Here is a 17,995-nt window from a genome sequence, read left to right as displayed (position 1 = left end):
TATTCCCCAGAAAAGCTTTGGATTGATACTATTGATGAAAAATGGAATAATGATTTAAGTCGGACTCACGTTTATTTTGCTACATAACACATTTCCATCAAAAGCAAACTATGCTAAAATAAGTTAAAATTTAAATGTCATATTGTTGTTTCCATAAAAAGTTTTACTTTTGTACTGTAATAACAAATGTTACAGTATGAACAATATTAGATTTGCTACGGTATTACATATTCTAACACTCCTCCGCATGAAAGAAGGACAATTATTGTCGTCTGAGTATATAGCTGGAAGTGTAAATGTAAATGCTGCTGCTATACGAAAAGAAATAAAAAATCTGAAAACTTTTGGATTTATTACGAGTAAAGAAGGTAAAGGTGGCGGATACGCTCTCGGAAGGTCTGCAAAAAAAATACATTTATCGGAATTATACAAAGCAGTAAGTGAAGTTCATCTATTAGGAAAATCGCATAATCCGAACCCAGAGTGTCCCGTTGGTAAAGATATTAATACCCACTTAAAAAATCTTTTCGAAACAGTCGATAAAGCATTTCTTAAAGAAATTAATCAAATTACATTAGAAGATTTCAGTAAAAAATTCTTCTGATTTTTTTTAAAAATAACTGTAACAAAACAATACACAGTTTGGTGAAGTACTATTAAAAATTTAAATTTAAAAAAGATGAAAGTAGCATTAATTGGAGCAACAGGCTTCGTAGGATCAAAAATCTTGAATGAATTAGTAAACAGAAATCATCAAGTAACCGCTATCGTGAGAAATCCACAGGCGGTGGCCAAAACAGAAAACGTAGTAGCAATAAAAGTAGATATATTTGATACTGCTGCATTAGCAGATACTGTAAAAGGACACGATATAGTAGTAAGTGCATTCAATGCAGGATGGACTAATCCAAATATCTACGACGAGTTTTTGAAAGGTTCAGAAGCTATTCAAGAAAGTGTAAAAAAATCAGGTGTAAAAAGATTGATTATAATGGGTGGAGCAGGAAGTTTATATATTGCTGATGGTGTACAACTTGTGGATAGCCCGGATTTCCCAGAAGAATGGAAAGCAGGTGCTTTAGCATCCAGAGATTATTTAAACATCATTAAAAAAGAACAAGATTTAGATTGGACTTTCATCAGTCCAGCTATTGAAATGCACCAAGGAACTTCCGGTGAAAGAAAAGGGACATACCGTACAAGTTTAGAAAACCCCGTTTTCGATGAAAATAACAGAAGTATAATCTCTGCAGAAGATGTAGCTGTTGCTATCGTAGATGAAGTTGAGCAACCAAAACACATTAAGGAGCGATTCACCGTTGCTTACTAATCTTTTTATAAAACACTTGTCTATAGCGTATGCTACTTGATGATTCAAAATTTCCATTAATTTTATGTATAACATAGTCGTGTTATCACCTTTATTTCAAGGAATAATGAAAAATTATCAAGCAGGATACGTTTAATTAAACAAGTTTTATTAAAATGAAAATAATTTACGTGATGGATCCAATTTGTGGATGGTGTTACGGTATATAGAAAATACAAAGGCATTAGGGTTTTTCTGTGTTGTGGTTGTGATGTAAAGTTTTTGGTGCTTTTTTCATAGTATCCCAAAATGAAAAAAACCCGTAAATCGTACGATTCACAGGGTTTTGTTCTTTTTTGTATCGCTACTTGCGGAGAAAGAGGGATTAATTCTTAATCCCCGAAGGGGGAGTAGACTCAAACAAAAAACCCGTCCTTGGTCCTTTTTTTTGTTTTAAGCAAGCTTTTGGAAAGAGAGGATTACCTCCGCTACGCTCGGGTGTTCCCTTCTAGGGGAGGCGGTTCATAAAAAAGACAACGTTACTGCGTAACGTTGCTTTTCGTTTTCCACTTTTTGTGCTTACGAGCGAGCGCGATGCCAAAAAGAAGTAAAATGAAAAAACCCGACTGAGGTCGGGTTTCTTTTTTTTGGCGGAGAAAGAGGGATTTACACCACACTCCGTATGCTTTATAAATAGGGGCTTTCAAAGTTTTTAATTTTTGTGTGCACCTAATTGACCGAGCCTTAAATCTACGATTTTTATGTAATGAAAATTTTAATTGTAAATCGAAGATAGGTAATTTTATTTTAAAGTAATTTTGTAGAGAATACTATGTTGACATAAATTGTTTATCGAATAGGAGGTGTCCTAAAAAGGGGAAGCCTACAGAATCGTTTGATTCTGATGTAAAGATAAAATAATAAAATTTATTTTTTCATTTTTAGTACCTTTTAAAAGAACAAATCGAATACAATTCTAATTAACTATTCACTAGTATTTAGAAAATCATTAAATATTTTAGATTTCTGTTTGTCCATTTCTGCTAATAAGGTAGACTTTAATAGTTTTTTTGCCCTAGAGTCAATAGTTTTTGATGGGGTCAACGTAGATATATTTAGCTCAAATTCAGCATTTACTTTTTTCGTTAAATAATCTGGAAAACCGAAAATAAAAGTACATATACCTTTCTGATTATTGATATCGTAATTAAATGAAGACTCAATACTCCATACTTCTAAATGCTTATGGAATTGATCCTCTTTAATAAAATCTTTTTTATCTAAAGATTTCCCAGATAATACTATTCTATTTAATTTTTCCATCCATTTAATTTCATCAGGAAGAGTAGAGTCATTTGGTCTAATAGAAATATCCTTAATATCTGTGGACGTAAAAGAACTTAAATCTAAATCTTTTGTTAAGTTAAAGAAAAATTTAAATCTTTCTTCATTTGTAAAATCATTAAAAACTATTTTCCTTAGTTCTTCTTTTTCATTAATATAACTCCGTTTTTTATATTCTTGAATTTGAGTTTTTAGTACAAATTCTGCAAGATCTTTGGTTTCAGAGGCCGTATGAGAAATAATAGCTCGTCCTTTTCCTTCATCATCATTGATTAAATCAATTGTACATTCAAAAATATTAGTTTGTTCATACCAAGATTTGTTAATATCATTTCTTTTCAAAAGGATTTCAGCTCTTAAATGATTTTTATTATCGTCTACTGGTAAAAAAATAACAGGTTTCTCTAAACTACAACTAGGCAATTTCGATTGCATGAAATTATTTACATCAACATTTTGTATTTCTGGAATTATAATACTATCTTTTATAGACCAATTAATACTACTTGAATTTACTTTTCTGTTATCTTCTCTAGTAGAGAATGATTCTCTTATCTTATCAAATTCTTTTGGAGAAAGCATTAAGGTTTGTAATAGTGGAACAGTAAAATCTTTATCAATAGTTAAAGAAAAGATGCCTCTTTCTCTAAGTACTCTATTTAGTTCAGTAGGAGTAATATATTTCTGATTAGCAAATCCCCTCAGCTGTTCACCATACGGGAGTATTTTATGTATGTCTTTATGTGTTGTGTTCATTATTAAAATACACTTATTGGGTTAAGAAAATTTATAACAGAAATTGTTTTTGTAAACTCATTAGCTTGAAAATTTTGTTTAGCGATAGCAACAGCTTCACTATGTTTTAGTTCCTGATAATCTGGGAAAGCTATAATTATAGAACCTACAAGTTCTGTTGTAATGTCTTTAGCTAAACCTATTAGTCGTAATAAATCATGAATGTCAAAATCATCTAAAGTTGCAAGTAGTAAACAGATCTCTTTTTGATTGTCCTTATTAACTAATCTGACAGGAATAATAGAAGAATTGAGATATTCGACAGGTAGTATTTTTCCTGCATTTTGTCTCTCTACAGGATTAATATTTTGTCCTGTATTAGGATAATAAAATGAATAATCATATTTGTTGCTTTTAGTTTTAACGAACTTCATAACTTCAAGTATGAAGGCAACACGTTTATTATCCATTAAGAATATAGTGTTATTACTGTATGTATCTACAATACGAGCATTTGCGACTATAGATATTAGATCATCAGTACTATCAGGATTATTATTTAACCAAAAAAGAACTCCTATGTCATTTGCAGAAGAATAATTAAAATTAGAAGTTGAATTGAATTTTAGAGTTGAGCTTTGATAACATTCAACAGTTGTTATTAAATCTTCCATAAATTCCTTAAATAGCTTTGTTGCGCTATTAGGATATTTTTCAGTTTTATATTTTGAAGAAATGACAATATTATTAAGTTGGCCAGAAACAAGAGGGTTGATATAAGAAAATAGAAAATCAATTCCATGCGTTTCTTTTGGCTTATCTTTATCATTTAGATGTGTCTGATTATTTAAACAGGGTAAACTTATACCTGTCGCTAAGTCGTACCAGCCTATTGCAGAAAAAAAGATTTTCACTACATTTTCACCGTATTCTCCAATTTTTTTGGACCATTCTCCCATTACTTATTATAAATTTATTTATACAAAAATGACATAATTCAAAGATATATATAAATCTGTATATTCTTCTGAATGACTATCACTATTTCAACAAAATATATTAATTATGCTAAATGTTCTAAAAAATTATTTGATTAACTGATATTATCAAACTTATGGAATCTTTCTCATTCTTAAAATTTTCGTTTTTCCTTTACAGTAATTACCAAATATATCAAGCCATCTCAAACTGACAAATACTATAATTCTAAAAATCATTAATACTTACCAAATGTTGATTAGTAATATACCAATAGGTTTAAGCGAAATAAATATCTAAAAAATATACTATTTCCTATTTTATTAACCCTAGTTCTTTTCCTATATCTTGATACAACTTAGTCAAAGGTCTTTTATGAATCTCTTCTTCTGTAGCATAATTTCCTAAAATCATCCTGTCAATTTCATTGTCACTAAACTCTAAACCTTTGTCTTTATATTTTTCAAGATAAGCCCTATAAGTATCTGAATATTTGATTTTACTCTTAAATATTAATTCTACAACATGGTCAGAATGTAATTCATATAATTCTTTTAATTTGAATACATCTAAATGGCCCGGAATATTCTTTATGATTTTAACCTTAATACTGTTTTTATCAAGGAGTGTACTTATGATCCTACTAGAGATAGGTTCAAATGTGAATGAAAAATCAGAGCTTTTTAATAAATATGGATTGATCAAATCCTCTTTTAAAGGATCTTTTTCTTCCTTTCCCCCAAATCCATTGCATGTTTGACAACTTGGAATAAGGTTATAAAATGACATAGCCAAAAAAGGGTATTTTGATTTTGGAAAAAAGTGATCTATTTCTGGTTTAATCTCTTTGTTTTTAGAAAGATAATAAATATAGCTCCTATTGCAATATGGACAAGTATCGATATCTATGGTTTTTATAAAATCATGTTTTGAAAATACTTTTGTATCATCATAGCAACTTTTTACAAAAAGATTATTTAAAATAATATTTGATGGGTGGTTCTTTGTTAAAAAACTACCATAACGGTTCTTAGTAAAAGATATAATCTCAGTTATAGATTCAGGTCTGGCAATTATTAATTGTTTCAGATTATCATCTATGAGCAAGTAATTTAAATATATCTTCAAATCATTATTAGGAAGATATTTGGTCTTGCTTTTTACAACACCATTTTTTAGAATTTTTTTTATCCGATTTTGTAGGCAATCTTTTAGAGCTTTAAAGTGATTGTTAGCCGCAACATCATTTAGATTGAGATTAACCATTTGATTTCAATTTTTTAAGTTCAGATTCTAGTTCATCGATACGTTTTTGTTTTTCAAATTTTAAATAATACATATCCAAGAGTTTGTTTCTCAAAAAGGGTTCACCAATAATATTTATATTTTCTAATATTTCATTTCTTTCATAATCAGTACTGTTCTCCATAGTTTTTTCTTTTAGTGTTTTAATAGTCTGATCTATTTTATTTAAAGCGAATGCCCCAATTGCCCCCTCTGTTAAAAAGAAACTTTGGGCTAATAGATCGTGTATATTTCCTCCGAATGTTTTTAGTGTTTCCGCTAATGGTTCTGGTAAACCAATTTCATTAAGAAATAAAATGTTTGATTCGGGAATGTCTGATAGTATAAATGGTGAATGGGTAATAAAACAGATATTGATTCCTAAAGTCCGTTTAAGAGAAAGTTTTTCTATACTTTTTACAATATAATTAATATATGTTCTTTGCATTTCTGGATGAGCATACATTTCTATTTCTTCGAGGACCACATTTATATATCTATAAACCGTTCTTTTTTGAGTGTTAGAAGGAATCGACTCTAAATTAAGAATATGGTACAGAATAGAACTGACAGAATAAATCATTTGTTTTTCTCCTGAACTTAATGTACTAAATAAAATTCTCTTATTTTTATTAGTTACAGAAGTTAACCCTACCTCAACTGTAAAGATAGGCGGGGGAAGAAGTTCTATACTTTCAGCTTTTATAGTTTTACGTATTACTATATCATTATTTATCTTGGATAAATTCTCAAGAGATATTATTTGATCTTTCAATTCAAAATGTTTGAATTTTAAAAAATTGATAGTTTGCCTCAATTTTAAAGTGACATGAGAAGTATCTTCATATATTTCTTTAAAAAACTGGTCTAATTTTATGCTATTAAACTGTCTTTCTTCTTTTAAAAAATAATTATCTTCGTGATTGTAATATTTTAATGCTATACTTACCAACTTATAGATTACATAGTCTATGGCAATTTTATATTTTTCTAAATCAAGGTTCTTATATCCAAATTTAAAGTAACTATCTAGTCTTCTTAGTAGGTCGTCATTATCTAAAATAACTTCATTCATCGTTACCTTAGTTTTAGTACTTAGTCTATAAAGTTCTTTGTAGGGCTTATTACTGATATTGTTGTTTACTTTTAATTCTAAATCGCTAGCATAAAGATTTTTTGAAATATTTCTGAAATGATTGTCTGGTATTGGCAGGAGCAGATTTGTAATAAAGCGTGACTTCACAAGGTGATTTTCACTATTAATATCAATATTTCCTTCTCTTCTAAACGGATTTAATACTAGAGGAGTACGATATCCGTCGTTTTTGTGAAATAATCCATCAAGCCACTCATCGTTGTCACTTGCATTGTAAGCATAATGAGAATAGTTAACTACGATAGAATAGAAGAAATCTTTTAGGTCTATCGCTTCATGTTTAATGGGAATATTTATTCTTTTACTTCTTCCATCGTATTTAAAGAAAGAAATCTTGTCGTCAACAATTTTAACTTTATAAAAAGTATCGGTTTCAAAATATAGTTCTACTTTTAGATTCTTTAACTTCTGTATATCAGCGATTTTAATTTTTTGATAATCAAAAGCTATATTATTAATGGCTCGAAAGAGTAATTCAATGAGCGTACTTTTTCCTGAACCGTTTTTACCAACTATTGCCTGAATATTGATTTGTGGTTTGTTAGATGAAAAGAAATTCTTTGGAAGACTTGTTTTTTCTCTTATTTTATCTTCTGTATCGATTTCAAAACTGTTTAACAAAAAGTATGTAGTATCTGTTGACAATAGTTTTAAATAATCTGGATGACAGTTTTTTAATGGTCTGATGGCAATAATTCTCATCTCTTATAGGGTTTATTAAATAATTAGTGATTCAACTACATTTCCGAACCAATTTTGTAATTGCAGTTTCCGATAGCTCTTGGGGAAATAATAAAGTCAGTCGTTTTTTAGGGGACTGTCTCATAAAGTGTGTAAGTCAAAAATACTTGGGTTAGATTTTTTAATTAAAGTCTAACCCTTTTTTCGTAAAGAATTAGAAAGGGATCTAGAATAACTCCCCAGTTTCGCCCAGGCATAGACCATTTCTTTGTTGCCTCTCTTACAGCCAAATATATTGATTTCATAACTGCTTCGTCTGTAGGGAATGATAATTTATTTTTAGTATACTTTACTAATTCTTTTATATTTATTATTGGAAATCGTGATTGCTTCGCAATTGATGTACTACACAGATTTGTATTTTAGATTCAGGAAAAGAAGTACGAATAGTGTCGGTATAGCCATTTAAATTATCGGTTGCTGTGATTAAAATATCCTCGGTGCCACGTGCCTTAAGATCTGTTAATACACTCATCCAGAAGGAAGAAGATTCGTTTTTACCTAGCCACAATCCAAGTACTTCTTTGAGTCCATCCCTTTTTAATCCTACTGTGATATAGATGATTTTATTAATTACTTTAGATCCTTCTCTGACTTTAAATACAATTGCATCCATCCAAGCAATTAAATAAACCGGTTCAAGTGGGCGATTTTGCCAAGCAATAATGTCTGCGGTCACAGCATCTGTTATACGAGAAATAGTGGATTGTGAGACATCAAAATTATAAACCTCTCTTATTTGTTCTTCAATATCAGAAACACTCATCCCTTTTGCATAATGGGAAACGATAACGTTTTCCAAACCCTCTACCATACTTTTTCGTTTCGGGATTAGTTATAGGGTTAAAACTTGCGTTCCGGTCTCTAGGAACTTGGATTTCATCCTCGCCATAACTAGTTTTAATGGTCTTTGAGGAATAACCATTACGGGTATTGGTTTCTTTGCGAGAGTCATACTTTTTATAGTCTAAATGAGCATCTAGCTCACCTTCTAGCATTTTCTCGACGGCTCGTTTTTGTAGCTCTCTAAAAAAGCTATTGAGTTCTTCTCCTGTCTTAAATTGTTTGAAAAACTCGTCTGGAATGGAATCGATTGTTTTCATAACTGTATAAAATTTAAATATAAAAAAAATACTTGTTTTTTATATAATCAATTCATTTTTAAGTATTTACGTAGTTTTTTTGGACAGTGTCCCTTTAACCCGCCATTTCGCCAAGCCGATGTTAGGAGATGTTTTTTATAAATCTGTATTTTTTTTCACGTAAAATGAATGCTTCTTTTCCACCTTCGACAATTTCTGCAATATGTTCTCTTACACCCATAGATTTTAATAAATCGGTTTCATTTTTATCTATTTGCTTACTATTTTCTATAGCACCATTAGTATAGTCAAAATGATATTCACTTGTTGATTCTGTATCATTTTGTCCTTTTTGATTTGCAATAACTATATTTTCTGCATCAGCATTTACAACAATATTTGAATTATGTGTTACTACAATGATTTGTCGTTCTAATTTTTTATTTTTAAGATAATTTACTAAATCTTTGGTTATTGACCTATTATCTAAGTTATCTTCAGGTTGATCTATTAAAATCGGAGATTTAGATTTACTAAGTCCAATTATAAGCATTAAAATGACAAAACTTGCTTTACCAGTTGACATTTCTCCTAACTTATCATTTTTGAAAGTTATTTTCCAATAATCAAAGAAGTAATCTTCTAGTAAAATTTTGATTGCATTTTTTTTATTTGTACTTGGTAAGACAGCATATGTACCGTCCATAATAGAATCAAATATTTTAATAAGCTCTTGTTTTATTTCTACATAGACAAAGCTATCGGTAGATTTTTTATTTAAATCTAATAATTTTTCATAGTTTCTGTAATGAGCTTTTCTTCCATCGCTTATTTGATAAATAGATTTATATATCTTCGAAAAGTTTATTTGAGAAATGCCCTCTATTTTAAGTCCATCTTTTTCTAATTCGATAGTTCTGTCTTTTAGTTCTTCGATAACTTTTTGATACTCATTGTAAACGTTGTCGTATAAATCGAATATTTCTGTTTTATATGTTTTGATTGAAGTTTTCTTATCTGTAATTTGCTTGCTCAAACTTTCAATTTCAAGTAATAATTTTTTATCGGTTTGAATTGATTCGTTTAATATTTTTATTTGTTTTTGTATGTCTTCATTACGAGTAAATGGTGTCAAATCAGTGAAGATTTGTGTTTTTTCTGATTTTATTTCTTCCATTTTAGTTTTGAATACATTACTATGAGAAAAAACAGTATTACCTTCTTCATTTTTTATAAAAATAATTTCTTTTTGTAATTCATTCAACTGATTTTCAATCGTATCAATCAAGGATAATTTTTCTTTATAATATGCAGAAAATTTTACATCTTTTAAATTCGAAATAAACTCAGATTTTAATTTTTTAAGCTCCTGTATCTTTTCAATAGAAATATTTATAAAGTCTTTTGTTAATTTATAATCATGTTTAATATCTTCACTTCTTTCTTTATTCTTATTGTCTTTTTCTTGTAATTCTTTATATTTAGTAAGTTCCTCTTCATTTAATCCAGCCTCTTTGTTAAGTTCTTCAACTTTAGTTGTATTAGAATTAATATTTGTGTCAAGTACCTCTTTATTTGATTTTGTTTTTAATTCCTCATTTAATTTTTCAACTTTATCTAATAAATCAAAGTACTTATTAATTTTATCTTCTCTATCTTTATCAAATTGTTTAACATTTGTAATAAATGAATCATATTTAGATTTCGAATCAGCATCCTCATTTATTAAGTCTCTTACTAGTTTATTTAATGGTTTTCCTTTTTTATTTATTTCAGGCTCCGCTAGCTTAACTAAATAGTTTTGAGGTATATATTTAATGTCTGGAATAATAGAGTTTTCATTTGGATCTCTAAATAAAAATTGAGATAACCCTGCCTTTGTAGTCACCTCAAAATTGAAATCAGAATCTAATGAGAGTAAATTGTATTTTTCTTCATCATTATCATTTTTTAGAATTTCTTGGTCAGGTAGTAAAGTCTTAGCAATTGAAAATAACAATATAGATTTACCAGATGATTTACCTCCAATAATCACGTTTAGATTTGGATTAAGGTGGATTTCTTCATTTTTAAACTTTTTACTTTGTGACATAAATTTCACTTTCTCAATAACCACTTTATCTTCTTTAAAGTCTGGTTTTGATGCTTTAATTTTTACACGTTGCTCTGGTTCAAAACAAATTTGTCTTAATCCTTCAAAAGTTAAATCCGATTTAATCCAAGTAAATTTCGTGAATAAAGTTTCTTCTGAATGTGAATCACAACCAACAAGACAAGGTTTAAGTGACCCTCTATCTCTTATTACATCTTCGACTTCCTTTTTGTAAATCTCTTCATTATATCCTTCTGTTTCTTCTAATCGCTTACCTAGGAAATAGTTAATATCTTTTCCGTTTGTCGAAAAAATACAATTAGAAATTTGGTAAATTGATTTTCTCAATCCATCTAATGAGCCATCTTCGTTTTCAAATAAATCATAATGTTTCTGTATAGCAGAAGCACCATCATTATTTGAATTACTAACAACTATAATACAATTGTCTTTAAAGTTCTTATTATTCGCAATAAGTTCTTTTAAAGACTTTAGATCAATTGTGTAATTATCAATACCTTTCTTATATCTTAGTTGATCAGTAGATAAGTTTGTATCTAATCTTTTTCCATATTCAATAAGACCATGTCGATTCATTTTTATCCCATCTTGATTTGAGAGGTGACCGAAAAAATCATTTTCTAAATGTGGAACATAAGTAGGATTAAATATGCAATGAATATTTATTAATCTTGCTCTATCTGTAGAAGGTAACATTCTTAATTCAACATTAGGAAAAAGAAACATTTTCTTTATTGTGGAAATTTCTTTTTCTGAAAATAATTTGTGTTGAGTAATTTCATTTATTTTAGAATCAATATCTAAAACATATTGTATAGCATCTTTATATCTATCAAGTGAAAAATAATCTGTTATACCAATTGCTTCAATTCCGTTTTCTATAGCCTTTTTAAAAAAAATAGAAAAAAACTCGTCTATATTTCTAGATGTGAATTGGTCATTTTTATTAGTTCCTTTTGTATGGACATGAAAGTTCCACTTTCTCCATTCTGAGCCTTTAATCATTTTATAGTTTATGAGGGATTGTTGAATAAGATATCGCCTAACATTGTTTTTTCACGAAACAAAATACAGTTTAGTTTTGTAAAACTACACCTATATCCGTATTTCGTATAACTCGCTAATAGTATAATTAACTTTTTGTATGTTAAATTTATAGCATATAATTTATTATGAATAGCGAAATATCTAAATAATATTAATTTTTTTCAAACATAATATAATTTTATTAATCTTCAATACGGAAATCCGTAAACCCCCTCAATATTTTGCGTCTATCTATTATTTCAACAAAAAAACTACCGACTTCGGAATAGTTTTCCAGCCGGCTGCAAGAGCAAGTAGTTTTGAAAGCTCGAATCTCAATTTCGAGTGCCTCAAAACATAACTTGATGTTAGCATAATGGTAACTTTTATTAGTATACTTCAAAGTATACTTTGGGAAGGATTTGACTTAAAGTTTAATGGATATTTGTAGAGATGTTTTTATTAAAGTGTTACCGGATTCAAAGTAACCTGTTCCTTTTTCGCTTAAATATTTTGTTTTTATTCTCCCTGTTCTTATGTTTTTTAATTGAATTTTCATAATATTATTTGTTTATATGTCTTAATTGTTGTTATATTTATGTACTCATGTAGATAAGTAGCTTTTGTAATATTATTTTTAAAATATAAATAATTATGGATTCATGTTTACCTCAAGAGCCCTTTATCAAATTGGATAAAGATGGCAAGGCTAGTATTTTGAATTATAACCTACCTCAAAATACGTCATATAGCGTAACTTCATTTTTAAATCTTCAGATTCCTAAGGATTGGTTCAAACCAACAGAGAAAAATATTTTTTGGTTGGAACTAGTTAAGAAACCTATAGAAGAAATTAAAGCTTTGGTTTTGCAAGATATTCAAAGTGGTGGGGCGTTGAAAATAATAGATAATTCGGCTTTACTTGATAGAAGTAATATTGCGATTGTCAATGTAGCTTTAGAAAGAACTAAGTTAGAAAAGCAATCTTCTATTGAAAGAGATCGACGAACTAGCTTATATGCTATTGATCCAATATTTAATTTCGAAGATGCTAATCAAGAAGAGTTATTCATTTCGAATCCAATCACTCCGCAATTAACTACAAACCCAATTAGTCCTTCTACAGGACAAACGGTACATATAGCTACTCCATTAAAAAGAGCCTATATCCCTGTTGATTATGTTGCTTCAATGATTAAAGATGGGTATCGTCCTATATTAGAGGTAAACCCACTAGGAGATAAAATACTAACTCGGTTTATTGATACGAAAAAACAGACGTTTGAAACTCCTGAGTTAATGATTGCTTTAGAAATGAAAATGTCTTCTTTTTTAGGAGATTATGGAGCAGGAAAGACAATTAAAACATTTTCGTTATTACCAGGTGAAAGAACAACTATTTCTATACGAACCTATTTACAAGAACAAACAACTCGCTTACAGGCGCAAAATATTTTAGATAGTTATAGTGAGAGCAGTGCAGAAGATTTACAAAAAGCGCTTCAAAATGAAGTAGGTCATGCTATTAATATGAGCGAACAGGAAGTAAGTACTAAAACAAATAATTGGAAAGCTGGAGGTGGGTTTGGATTAAACCTTGGAATTGTAAAGATTGGCGGAGGCGGAGGTGGAGGTGGCACAGGTTCTTCCACGTCTACAATTAGTAACGCTATACAGACACAAGTAAATATGCTTTCCTCAGCTACTTCTCATCACGTGTCTAAATCTGATTCTTTACGTCAAATTGAAATTAATACAGAAACGACGACTTCTTCTCTTTCAGAGTATGAAGAAACCACTGTTAGAGAATTGGAGAATATCAATAAAAGTAGAGTGCTTAATTTTGTTTTTAGACAACTGCTACAGGAATATATCAGTATTACGCATCTAGTAGACGTATCTTTTGTATACTATGGTGGCTTAGGAAATAGAAAATCTTGTAGAATGATGGGATTGGACGAACTCTTGGACGAGGTTTTAAAGGACAAAGAAACGGTTGAGAAAACTAAACAAATGATTTTTACTCAATTGTGTAGTATTCGGGATCATGAAAATAAGACGGTTAGTCTAATAGAAAAAGTTACAGAAAAAATGAGTAATTGTATTGATCCGAAATATGGAGGAGAAACTGTAGAGTATGTAAAAGTAAGAAAGAACTTGGAACAGATTTATAAAGACAAAAAAGTCCAAGGAATTATACTTAATACTTCGGAACGAATTTTGCGAACACCATCTTTAATTGTTGATGCTTTACTCGGACAGGGCGAGAGTTTAGATTGTTATAATCAGAAATTACAAGATGCGGCAACTCAAAATGCAGCACTTCAAAATCAAAGATTAGAACAAGCCATTAAAGTTATTGATAATATAAATGTTCCAGAAGAAAGAGCGAAATTATATAAGAAAGTGTTTACAGAGTGTTGTGATGTACCTCAAAGCGGTGGATGTGGATGCAATGATAAAAAGATGGAGTAAGGTTGTTTAACAACGATAGTTTGTCTATATAAAAACTAAACTTTATGAGTGATTTTAAAGAATTTGATAATCCCTGGAGTGCTGAAAATTCGGAATGGTTTGGAGAAGAAGTAAATAAGTGGGGAATTGATTCATCCTTTTTTCAGAATACTACTACAAGCCAAAATAAAAAAAGGCCTAGTTGGAGTAAAGTATTTGAAGGATATCCGAAAGATGAATCAGGAACAGATGACAGGAGCGCAGAAGCAGTTTTTACATCAATTTTAGGAGATAATTATGATAGAAATACATTTACAAATGCATGTGCTACTAGGGTTTCATTAGGTTTGTTAAATGGAGGAATGACTGTGAAAAAAGACTTTATTGTGCAAAAAGGAAAGTTTAAGGGAAAAGGGTTTATTGCAAGTGCGGTAAATCTTAAAAATTGGCTTTCGAGAAGTGAAGTTTGGGGAGATGCTGATGAGGAAATTAAAGGACCTTCAGATGTAATGGATGTTAAAAAAACGATTGGAGAAAAAAATGGAATCTATATAATTTTAGGTGGATTTTCGAGTGGAATATCAGGGCATGCAACATTGTGGATTGGTGGTGAAAAAAATGCGTTTGGCGGACATAATTATATTTCATATGGTGGAACAATTTATTTTTGGGAATTAACATGAACAATAAAGCATTGTATTTAATAATTAGTTTATTTGTTTTTTCGTTTAGTTTTAGCCAACAAAAAACTATAGATAAAAAACTATTTGACGAGGTATCTACTAAATTGGAAAATGATGAAAAATCGTTTGAAATTTTCAGCGATCTTTATCAGGAATATTTACTTGATTTAAGTGAAAAAGGGCAGAAAGAACATTTCTCAGATTTATATATACGTTTGTATAATGAAGGATTTCCTTTAGTTAGATTACTTAAAATTGAGTCTTTTAGTAAAATATTTAATCAACTAGCAAAAAGATGTAAATTTGATAAAAAAGTAAAGTTATATAAGGAGTTTCTAAAATTAATTAGAAATAAAAAAAACTACAGTACGGATATTGATATCGGACAACAAGGAGAACAAAAACAATACTTTTTGAAATTTTTAAACGAATATAAGATTGTGCCAGAGACAAAGTAGGATTTCACAAGATAAAATATAGCAGACTTATGCTATGCAGGGATTAGCTTAGTTTTCTGTATTAAAGGGTAATGAGGGAGTCCTAGACTTCGTCACTACTAAAAAAAAAATCTGCTAGAGTTAATGTTAGATGCTGACTTTTATTACCCCTGCTGGCGCACATATATTTTAAATAATTACAGCGATAGTACAACCATGTGTACTACGCTAATTTTGAATTTTGCACAATCTTTTCGACCTTATAAAAAATCCGTTAAGAAATCACTGCAACGCAGCCGAAAAAAGATTTTGTGTTTGACCGAAGGGAGTTAAAATCTTTTAGGCGAAGTCAAGTGATTTTAGGAGTTTTTTATAGAGTCTTGACTTTTTGCTTCGTTTTGTGTCAAGACAAAATGAAGAGAATAGGTTGTTAGCAGCATCAAACTTTGAACGCAAATTTTGCTTGAGCTCCAGCTACCGCGCGAGTCCTCTCACGTTATATATTAAATACAGGAACTCTCAATCATATTGTAGGTTTTATGTTTACGTAGAGAGTTTACCTTTTACATTTCGTACGGCAGTGGGGGAGCTTGAAAGTCAAAGATTATCTCCGCTTCGCTACGGTGTGGATATTCCGTTTCGATTTGTGCCAGTGATTTCGGAGTACTTGTGCCAGTGATTTCGGTCAAACCGTGCCAGTGATTCCGTTTCGAATAGTGCCAGTTTCCGTTTTGATTTGTGCCACTTAAAATAACTCTTCTAGTTATTTCGGTTCAAACCGTGCCACTTTGGAAAGTTAATTACACCTATCTTGTTGTTTTCTAAACGATAAGATATGGCTAATAAACTTGATCCAATGGACTTAAAACAAATTATTACCTTGCATTTAGATAGCTATAGTAATCGAAAAATAGCTCATACGTTAGGTATTTCCCGCAACACAGTTAATACGTATATGCAGCTCTTTGCTGCAAGTGAGTTTTCATTTAAGCAGCTATTATCGTTTGAAACCCTGCAATTATCAGAGCTTTTTTCTAGTTTTACTACTGTTGATACACTGCGCCATAATGCGTTGATGTTGTACTTTGAAACAGTCAATAAAGCTCGTAATCATCCTGGTTTTACCTTTCTCTATCACTATAGTCAATATGCTGAAACAGCAGTAAACCCCTATAGTTATACTCAGTTTATGGAGCATTATAATCGCAAGTATAAACAAGCAAAAGGTTCCATGAAGTTAGAGCATGAACCTGGCAAAGAAATGTACATCGACTTTGCAGGTAAAAAGCTCTCCTATATAGATAAACAAACAGGAGAAATAATACCTGTAGAAGTATTTGTGGCTATCCTTCCCAACAGTCAATACACCTATGTTCAAGCATGTGCTAGTCAAAAGAAAGAAGATTTAATCCAGTGCTGCATCAATGCTTTACACTTTTATGGAGGCGTTCCACTGGCTATTGTATCTGATAATTTAAAATCGGCTGTAGCTCGTTCTAGTAAATATGAAGCACAAATCAATCGAAGTTTTAAAGACTTTGCTTCACATTATGGCTGTGTTGTGAATCCAACAAGAGCCTACTCTCCACAAGATAAAGCTTTAGTGGAGAACGCAGTTCATCTGGTGTATCAAAGAATCTCTTATCCCATTAGAGAAATGACCTTTTTTTCCTTAGAAGAATTAAACCAAGAAATACAAATAAGGTTAGCTCATTACAATCAACTCCTTTTTCAGCGTAAAGAAGCAAGTCGAACAGAACTTTTTCAATCTGTGGAACGGCCGTATCTAAAACCTTTGCCATCTACAAACTATCAAATCAAGGATTATAAAAGAGCAAAAGTACAGAAGATAGGTTATGTGTATTTTTCATCTGATAAGAGCTATTACAGTGTCCCTTACCGCTATATAGGTCATCAAACTACCCTTCATTATACCAATACCACGGTTGAAGTTTATTACAATCATTTACGCATAGCTTTACTTAAACGAAATCCTTCAAAGGGATCATATAACACAACAAAAGACCATCTGTCAAGCACACATCAATACTATACTAGTTGGAGCCCTGAATTCTTTAAAAAGCAAGCGCAACCCCATGGGGACAATGTAGTTAAATGTGTAGAGAAAATACTTGATCATGTTGAATATCCAGAAATAGGATATAAACGAGTTATGGGACTAATATAGCTACATAAAAGCTATGGTTCTGATAGATTAGAAAAAGCTTGTGAACTAGCCTTAAAAGAGAATATAGCAACCTACACACACATTAAAAACATCCTTAAGCACAAAATGGATCTCAACCAAGAAGCAATCCAACAACTCAACGCAGATACTCCTCATATCCCTTCACACGTCAATATTAGAGGAGCGTCTTCTTATCAATAAACTTTAATAATTAATTATATGGATAACAATCAGACCATCGAAAAACTAAAAGCAATGCGATTAAGCGATATGGCTTTACTACACAGCAGACACCTTAAAGACAATACAATCACATCTTTTACTATAGATGAATACATTGCTTTATTAACAGACCATGAATACGAAAACAGGCAAAACAGAAAAGTAGAAAGATTAATTAAACAGGCTAATTTTAGACAGAATGCCAGTATAGCTGATATTAACTATACCCATAATAGAAATTAA

At 30.3% G+C, this 17,995-nt stretch carries 13 protein-coding genes and 1 pseudogene; 7 read left to right on the top strand and 7 right to left on the bottom strand.

Annotated features, from left to right (window positions below; genetic code table 11):
• The first annotated feature begins 196 nt into the window (after positions 1-196).
• Together ACQZ43_RS13360 and ACQZ43_RS13355 are read left to right on the top strand one after the other, a co-directional pair.
• Entirely contained in the window at positions 197-604 is a 408-nt protein-coding gene (locus ACQZ43_RS13360; RefSeq protein WP_430613185.1) for an Rrf2 family transcriptional regulator, read from the top strand.
• Between the two features lie 75 nt (positions 605-679).
• Complete coding sequence (locus ACQZ43_RS13355) at positions 680-1,330, top strand: NAD(P)-dependent oxidoreductase (RefSeq protein WP_430613184.1); 651 nt, start codon at positions 680-682, stop codon at positions 1,328-1,330.
• A 963-nt stretch (positions 1,331-2,293) separates the two neighbouring features.
• Here the strand turns inward: ACQZ43_RS13355 and gapS4b are convergent.
• The 7 genes and pseudogenes from gapS4b to ACQZ43_RS13320 form a co-directional block, all read right to left on the bottom strand.
• The gene (gene gapS4b, locus ACQZ43_RS13350) at positions 2,294-3,409 is read right to left on the bottom strand and encodes a GapS4b family protein (protein ID WP_430613182.1); all 1,116 of its coding nucleotides are present in this window, start codon (positions 3,407-3,409) and stop codon (positions 2,294-2,296) included.
• Between the two features lie 2 nt (positions 3,410-3,411).
• Positions 3,412-4,347, bottom strand: coding sequence for a GapS4a family protein (gene gapS4a / locus ACQZ43_RS13345; protein WP_430613181.1), 936 nt, complete (start codon positions 4,345-4,347; stop codon positions 3,412-3,414).
• Positions 4,348-4,681: 334 nt separating this feature from the next.
• A complete protein-coding gene (locus ACQZ43_RS13340; RefSeq protein ID WP_430613180.1) occupies positions 4,682-5,632 on the bottom strand; it encodes an HNH endonuclease in 951 nt (316 codons plus the stop codon).
• Positions 5,625-7,508, bottom strand: coding sequence for an AAA family ATPase (locus tag ACQZ43_RS13335; protein WP_430613178.1), 1,884 nt, complete (start codon positions 7,506-7,508; stop codon positions 5,625-5,627). Before ACQZ43_RS13335 ends, ACQZ43_RS13340 begins: the two co-directional genes overlap by 8 nt.
• Positions 7,509-7,672: 164 nt before the next feature.
• Positions 7,673-8,650, bottom strand: a pseudogene (locus tag ACQZ43_RS13330) (IS256 family transposase).
• Positions 8,651-8,771: 121 nt separating this feature from the next.
• Positions 8,772-11,747 (bottom strand): TrlF family AAA-like ATPase, encoded by a 2,976-nt coding sequence (locus ACQZ43_RS13325; RefSeq protein ID WP_430613176.1) that lies wholly within the window; start codon positions 11,745-11,747, stop codon positions 8,772-8,774.
• A gap of 448 nt (positions 11,748-12,195) precedes the next feature.
• On the bottom strand, positions 12,196-12,327 hold the full coding sequence (locus ACQZ43_RS13320) for a hypothetical protein (protein ID WP_430613175.1): 132 nt from the start codon (positions 12,325-12,327) through the stop codon (positions 12,196-12,198).
• Positions 12,328-12,422: 95 nt separating this feature from the next.
• On the opposite strand from ACQZ43_RS13320, the gene ACQZ43_RS13315 reads away from it, so the two are divergent.
• The 5 genes from ACQZ43_RS13315 to ACQZ43_RS13295 all read left to right on the top strand — a co-directional run bounded on the left by ACQZ43_RS13315 (position 12,423) and on the right by ACQZ43_RS13295 (position 17,995).
• Positions 12,423-14,243: a hypothetical protein gene (locus ACQZ43_RS13315; RefSeq protein ID WP_430613173.1), complete on the top strand. Its 1,821-nt coding sequence runs from the start codon at positions 12,423-12,425 to the stop codon at positions 14,241-14,243.
• A 44-nt stretch (positions 14,244-14,287) separates the two neighbouring features.
• Positions 14,288-14,905, top strand: coding sequence for a T6SS effector amidase Tae4 family protein (locus tag ACQZ43_RS13310; protein ID WP_430613172.1), 618 nt, complete (start codon positions 14,288-14,290; stop codon positions 14,903-14,905).
• Complete coding sequence (locus tag ACQZ43_RS13305) at positions 14,902-15,363, top strand: hypothetical protein (protein ID WP_430613171.1); 462 nt, start codon at positions 14,902-14,904, stop codon at positions 15,361-15,363. The genes ACQZ43_RS13310 and ACQZ43_RS13305 overlap by 4 nt, the downstream gene beginning before the upstream one ends.
• An 814-nt stretch (positions 15,364-16,177) precedes the next feature.
• On the top strand, positions 16,178-17,530 hold the full coding sequence (gene istA / locus ACQZ43_RS13300) for an IS21 family transposase (RefSeq protein ID WP_430613170.1): 1,353 nt from the start codon (positions 16,178-16,180) through the stop codon (positions 17,528-17,530).
• Between the two features lie 219 nt (positions 17,531-17,749).
• A complete protein-coding gene (locus tag ACQZ43_RS13295; protein ID WP_430613169.1) occupies positions 17,750-17,995 on the top strand; it encodes an ATP-binding protein in 246 nt (81 codons plus the stop codon).

It is taken from the genome of Flavobacterium sp. JP2137, assembly GCF_050562195.1.
Classification (GTDB): domain Bacteria; phylum Bacteroidota; class Bacteroidia; order Flavobacteriales; family Flavobacteriaceae; genus Flavobacterium.
The sequence above is the reverse complement of the archived record's forward strand: the minus strand, read 5'-3'. Positions and strand labels throughout refer to the sequence as shown.

What these genes read in the sequence shown, in the direction of transcription:
- ACQZ43_RS13305 (WP_430613171.1), top strand. Translation starts at nt 14,902, where the DNA reads ATGAACAATAAAGCATTGTATTTAATAATTAGTTTATTTGTTTTTTCG.
- istA (WP_430613170.1), top strand. Translation starts at nt 16,178, where the DNA reads ATGGCTAATAAACTTGATCCAATGGACTTAAAACAAATTATTACCTTG.
- ACQZ43_RS13325 (WP_430613176.1), bottom strand. Translation starts at nt 11,747, where the DNA reads ATGATTAAAGGCTCAGAATGGAGAAAGTGGAACTTTCATGTCCATACA.
- ACQZ43_RS13360 (WP_430613185.1), top strand. Translation starts at nt 197, where the DNA reads ATGAACAATATTAGATTTGCTACGGTATTACATATTCTAACACTCCTC.
- ACQZ43_RS13315 (WP_430613173.1), top strand. Translation starts at nt 12,423, where the DNA reads ATGGATTCATGTTTACCTCAAGAGCCCTTTATCAAATTGGATAAAGAT.
- ACQZ43_RS13335 (WP_430613178.1), bottom strand. Translation starts at nt 7,508, where the DNA reads ATGAGAATTATTGCCATCAGACCATTAAAAAACTGTCATCCAGATTAT.
- ACQZ43_RS13355 (WP_430613184.1), top strand. Translation starts at nt 680, where the DNA reads ATGAAAGTAGCATTAATTGGAGCAACAGGCTTCGTAGGATCAAAAATC.
- gapS4a (WP_430613181.1), bottom strand. Translation starts at nt 4,347, where the DNA reads ATGGGAGAATGGTCCAAAAAAATTGGAGAATACGGTGAAAATGTAGTG.
- ACQZ43_RS13340 (WP_430613180.1), bottom strand. Translation starts at nt 5,632, where the DNA reads ATGGTTAATCTCAATCTAAATGATGTTGCGGCTAACAATCACTTTAAA.
- ACQZ43_RS13320 (WP_430613175.1), bottom strand. Translation starts at nt 12,327, where the DNA reads ATGAAAATTCAATTAAAAAACATAAGAACAGGGAGAATAAAAACAAAA.
- ACQZ43_RS13295 (WP_430613169.1), top strand. Translation starts at nt 17,750, where the DNA reads ATGGATAACAATCAGACCATCGAAAAACTAAAAGCAATGCGATTAAGC.
- ACQZ43_RS13310 (WP_430613172.1), top strand. Translation starts at nt 14,288, where the DNA reads ATGAGTGATTTTAAAGAATTTGATAATCCCTGGAGTGCTGAAAATTCG.
- gapS4b (WP_430613182.1), bottom strand. Translation starts at nt 3,409, where the DNA reads ATGAACACAACACATAAAGACATACATAAAATACTCCCGTATGGTGAA.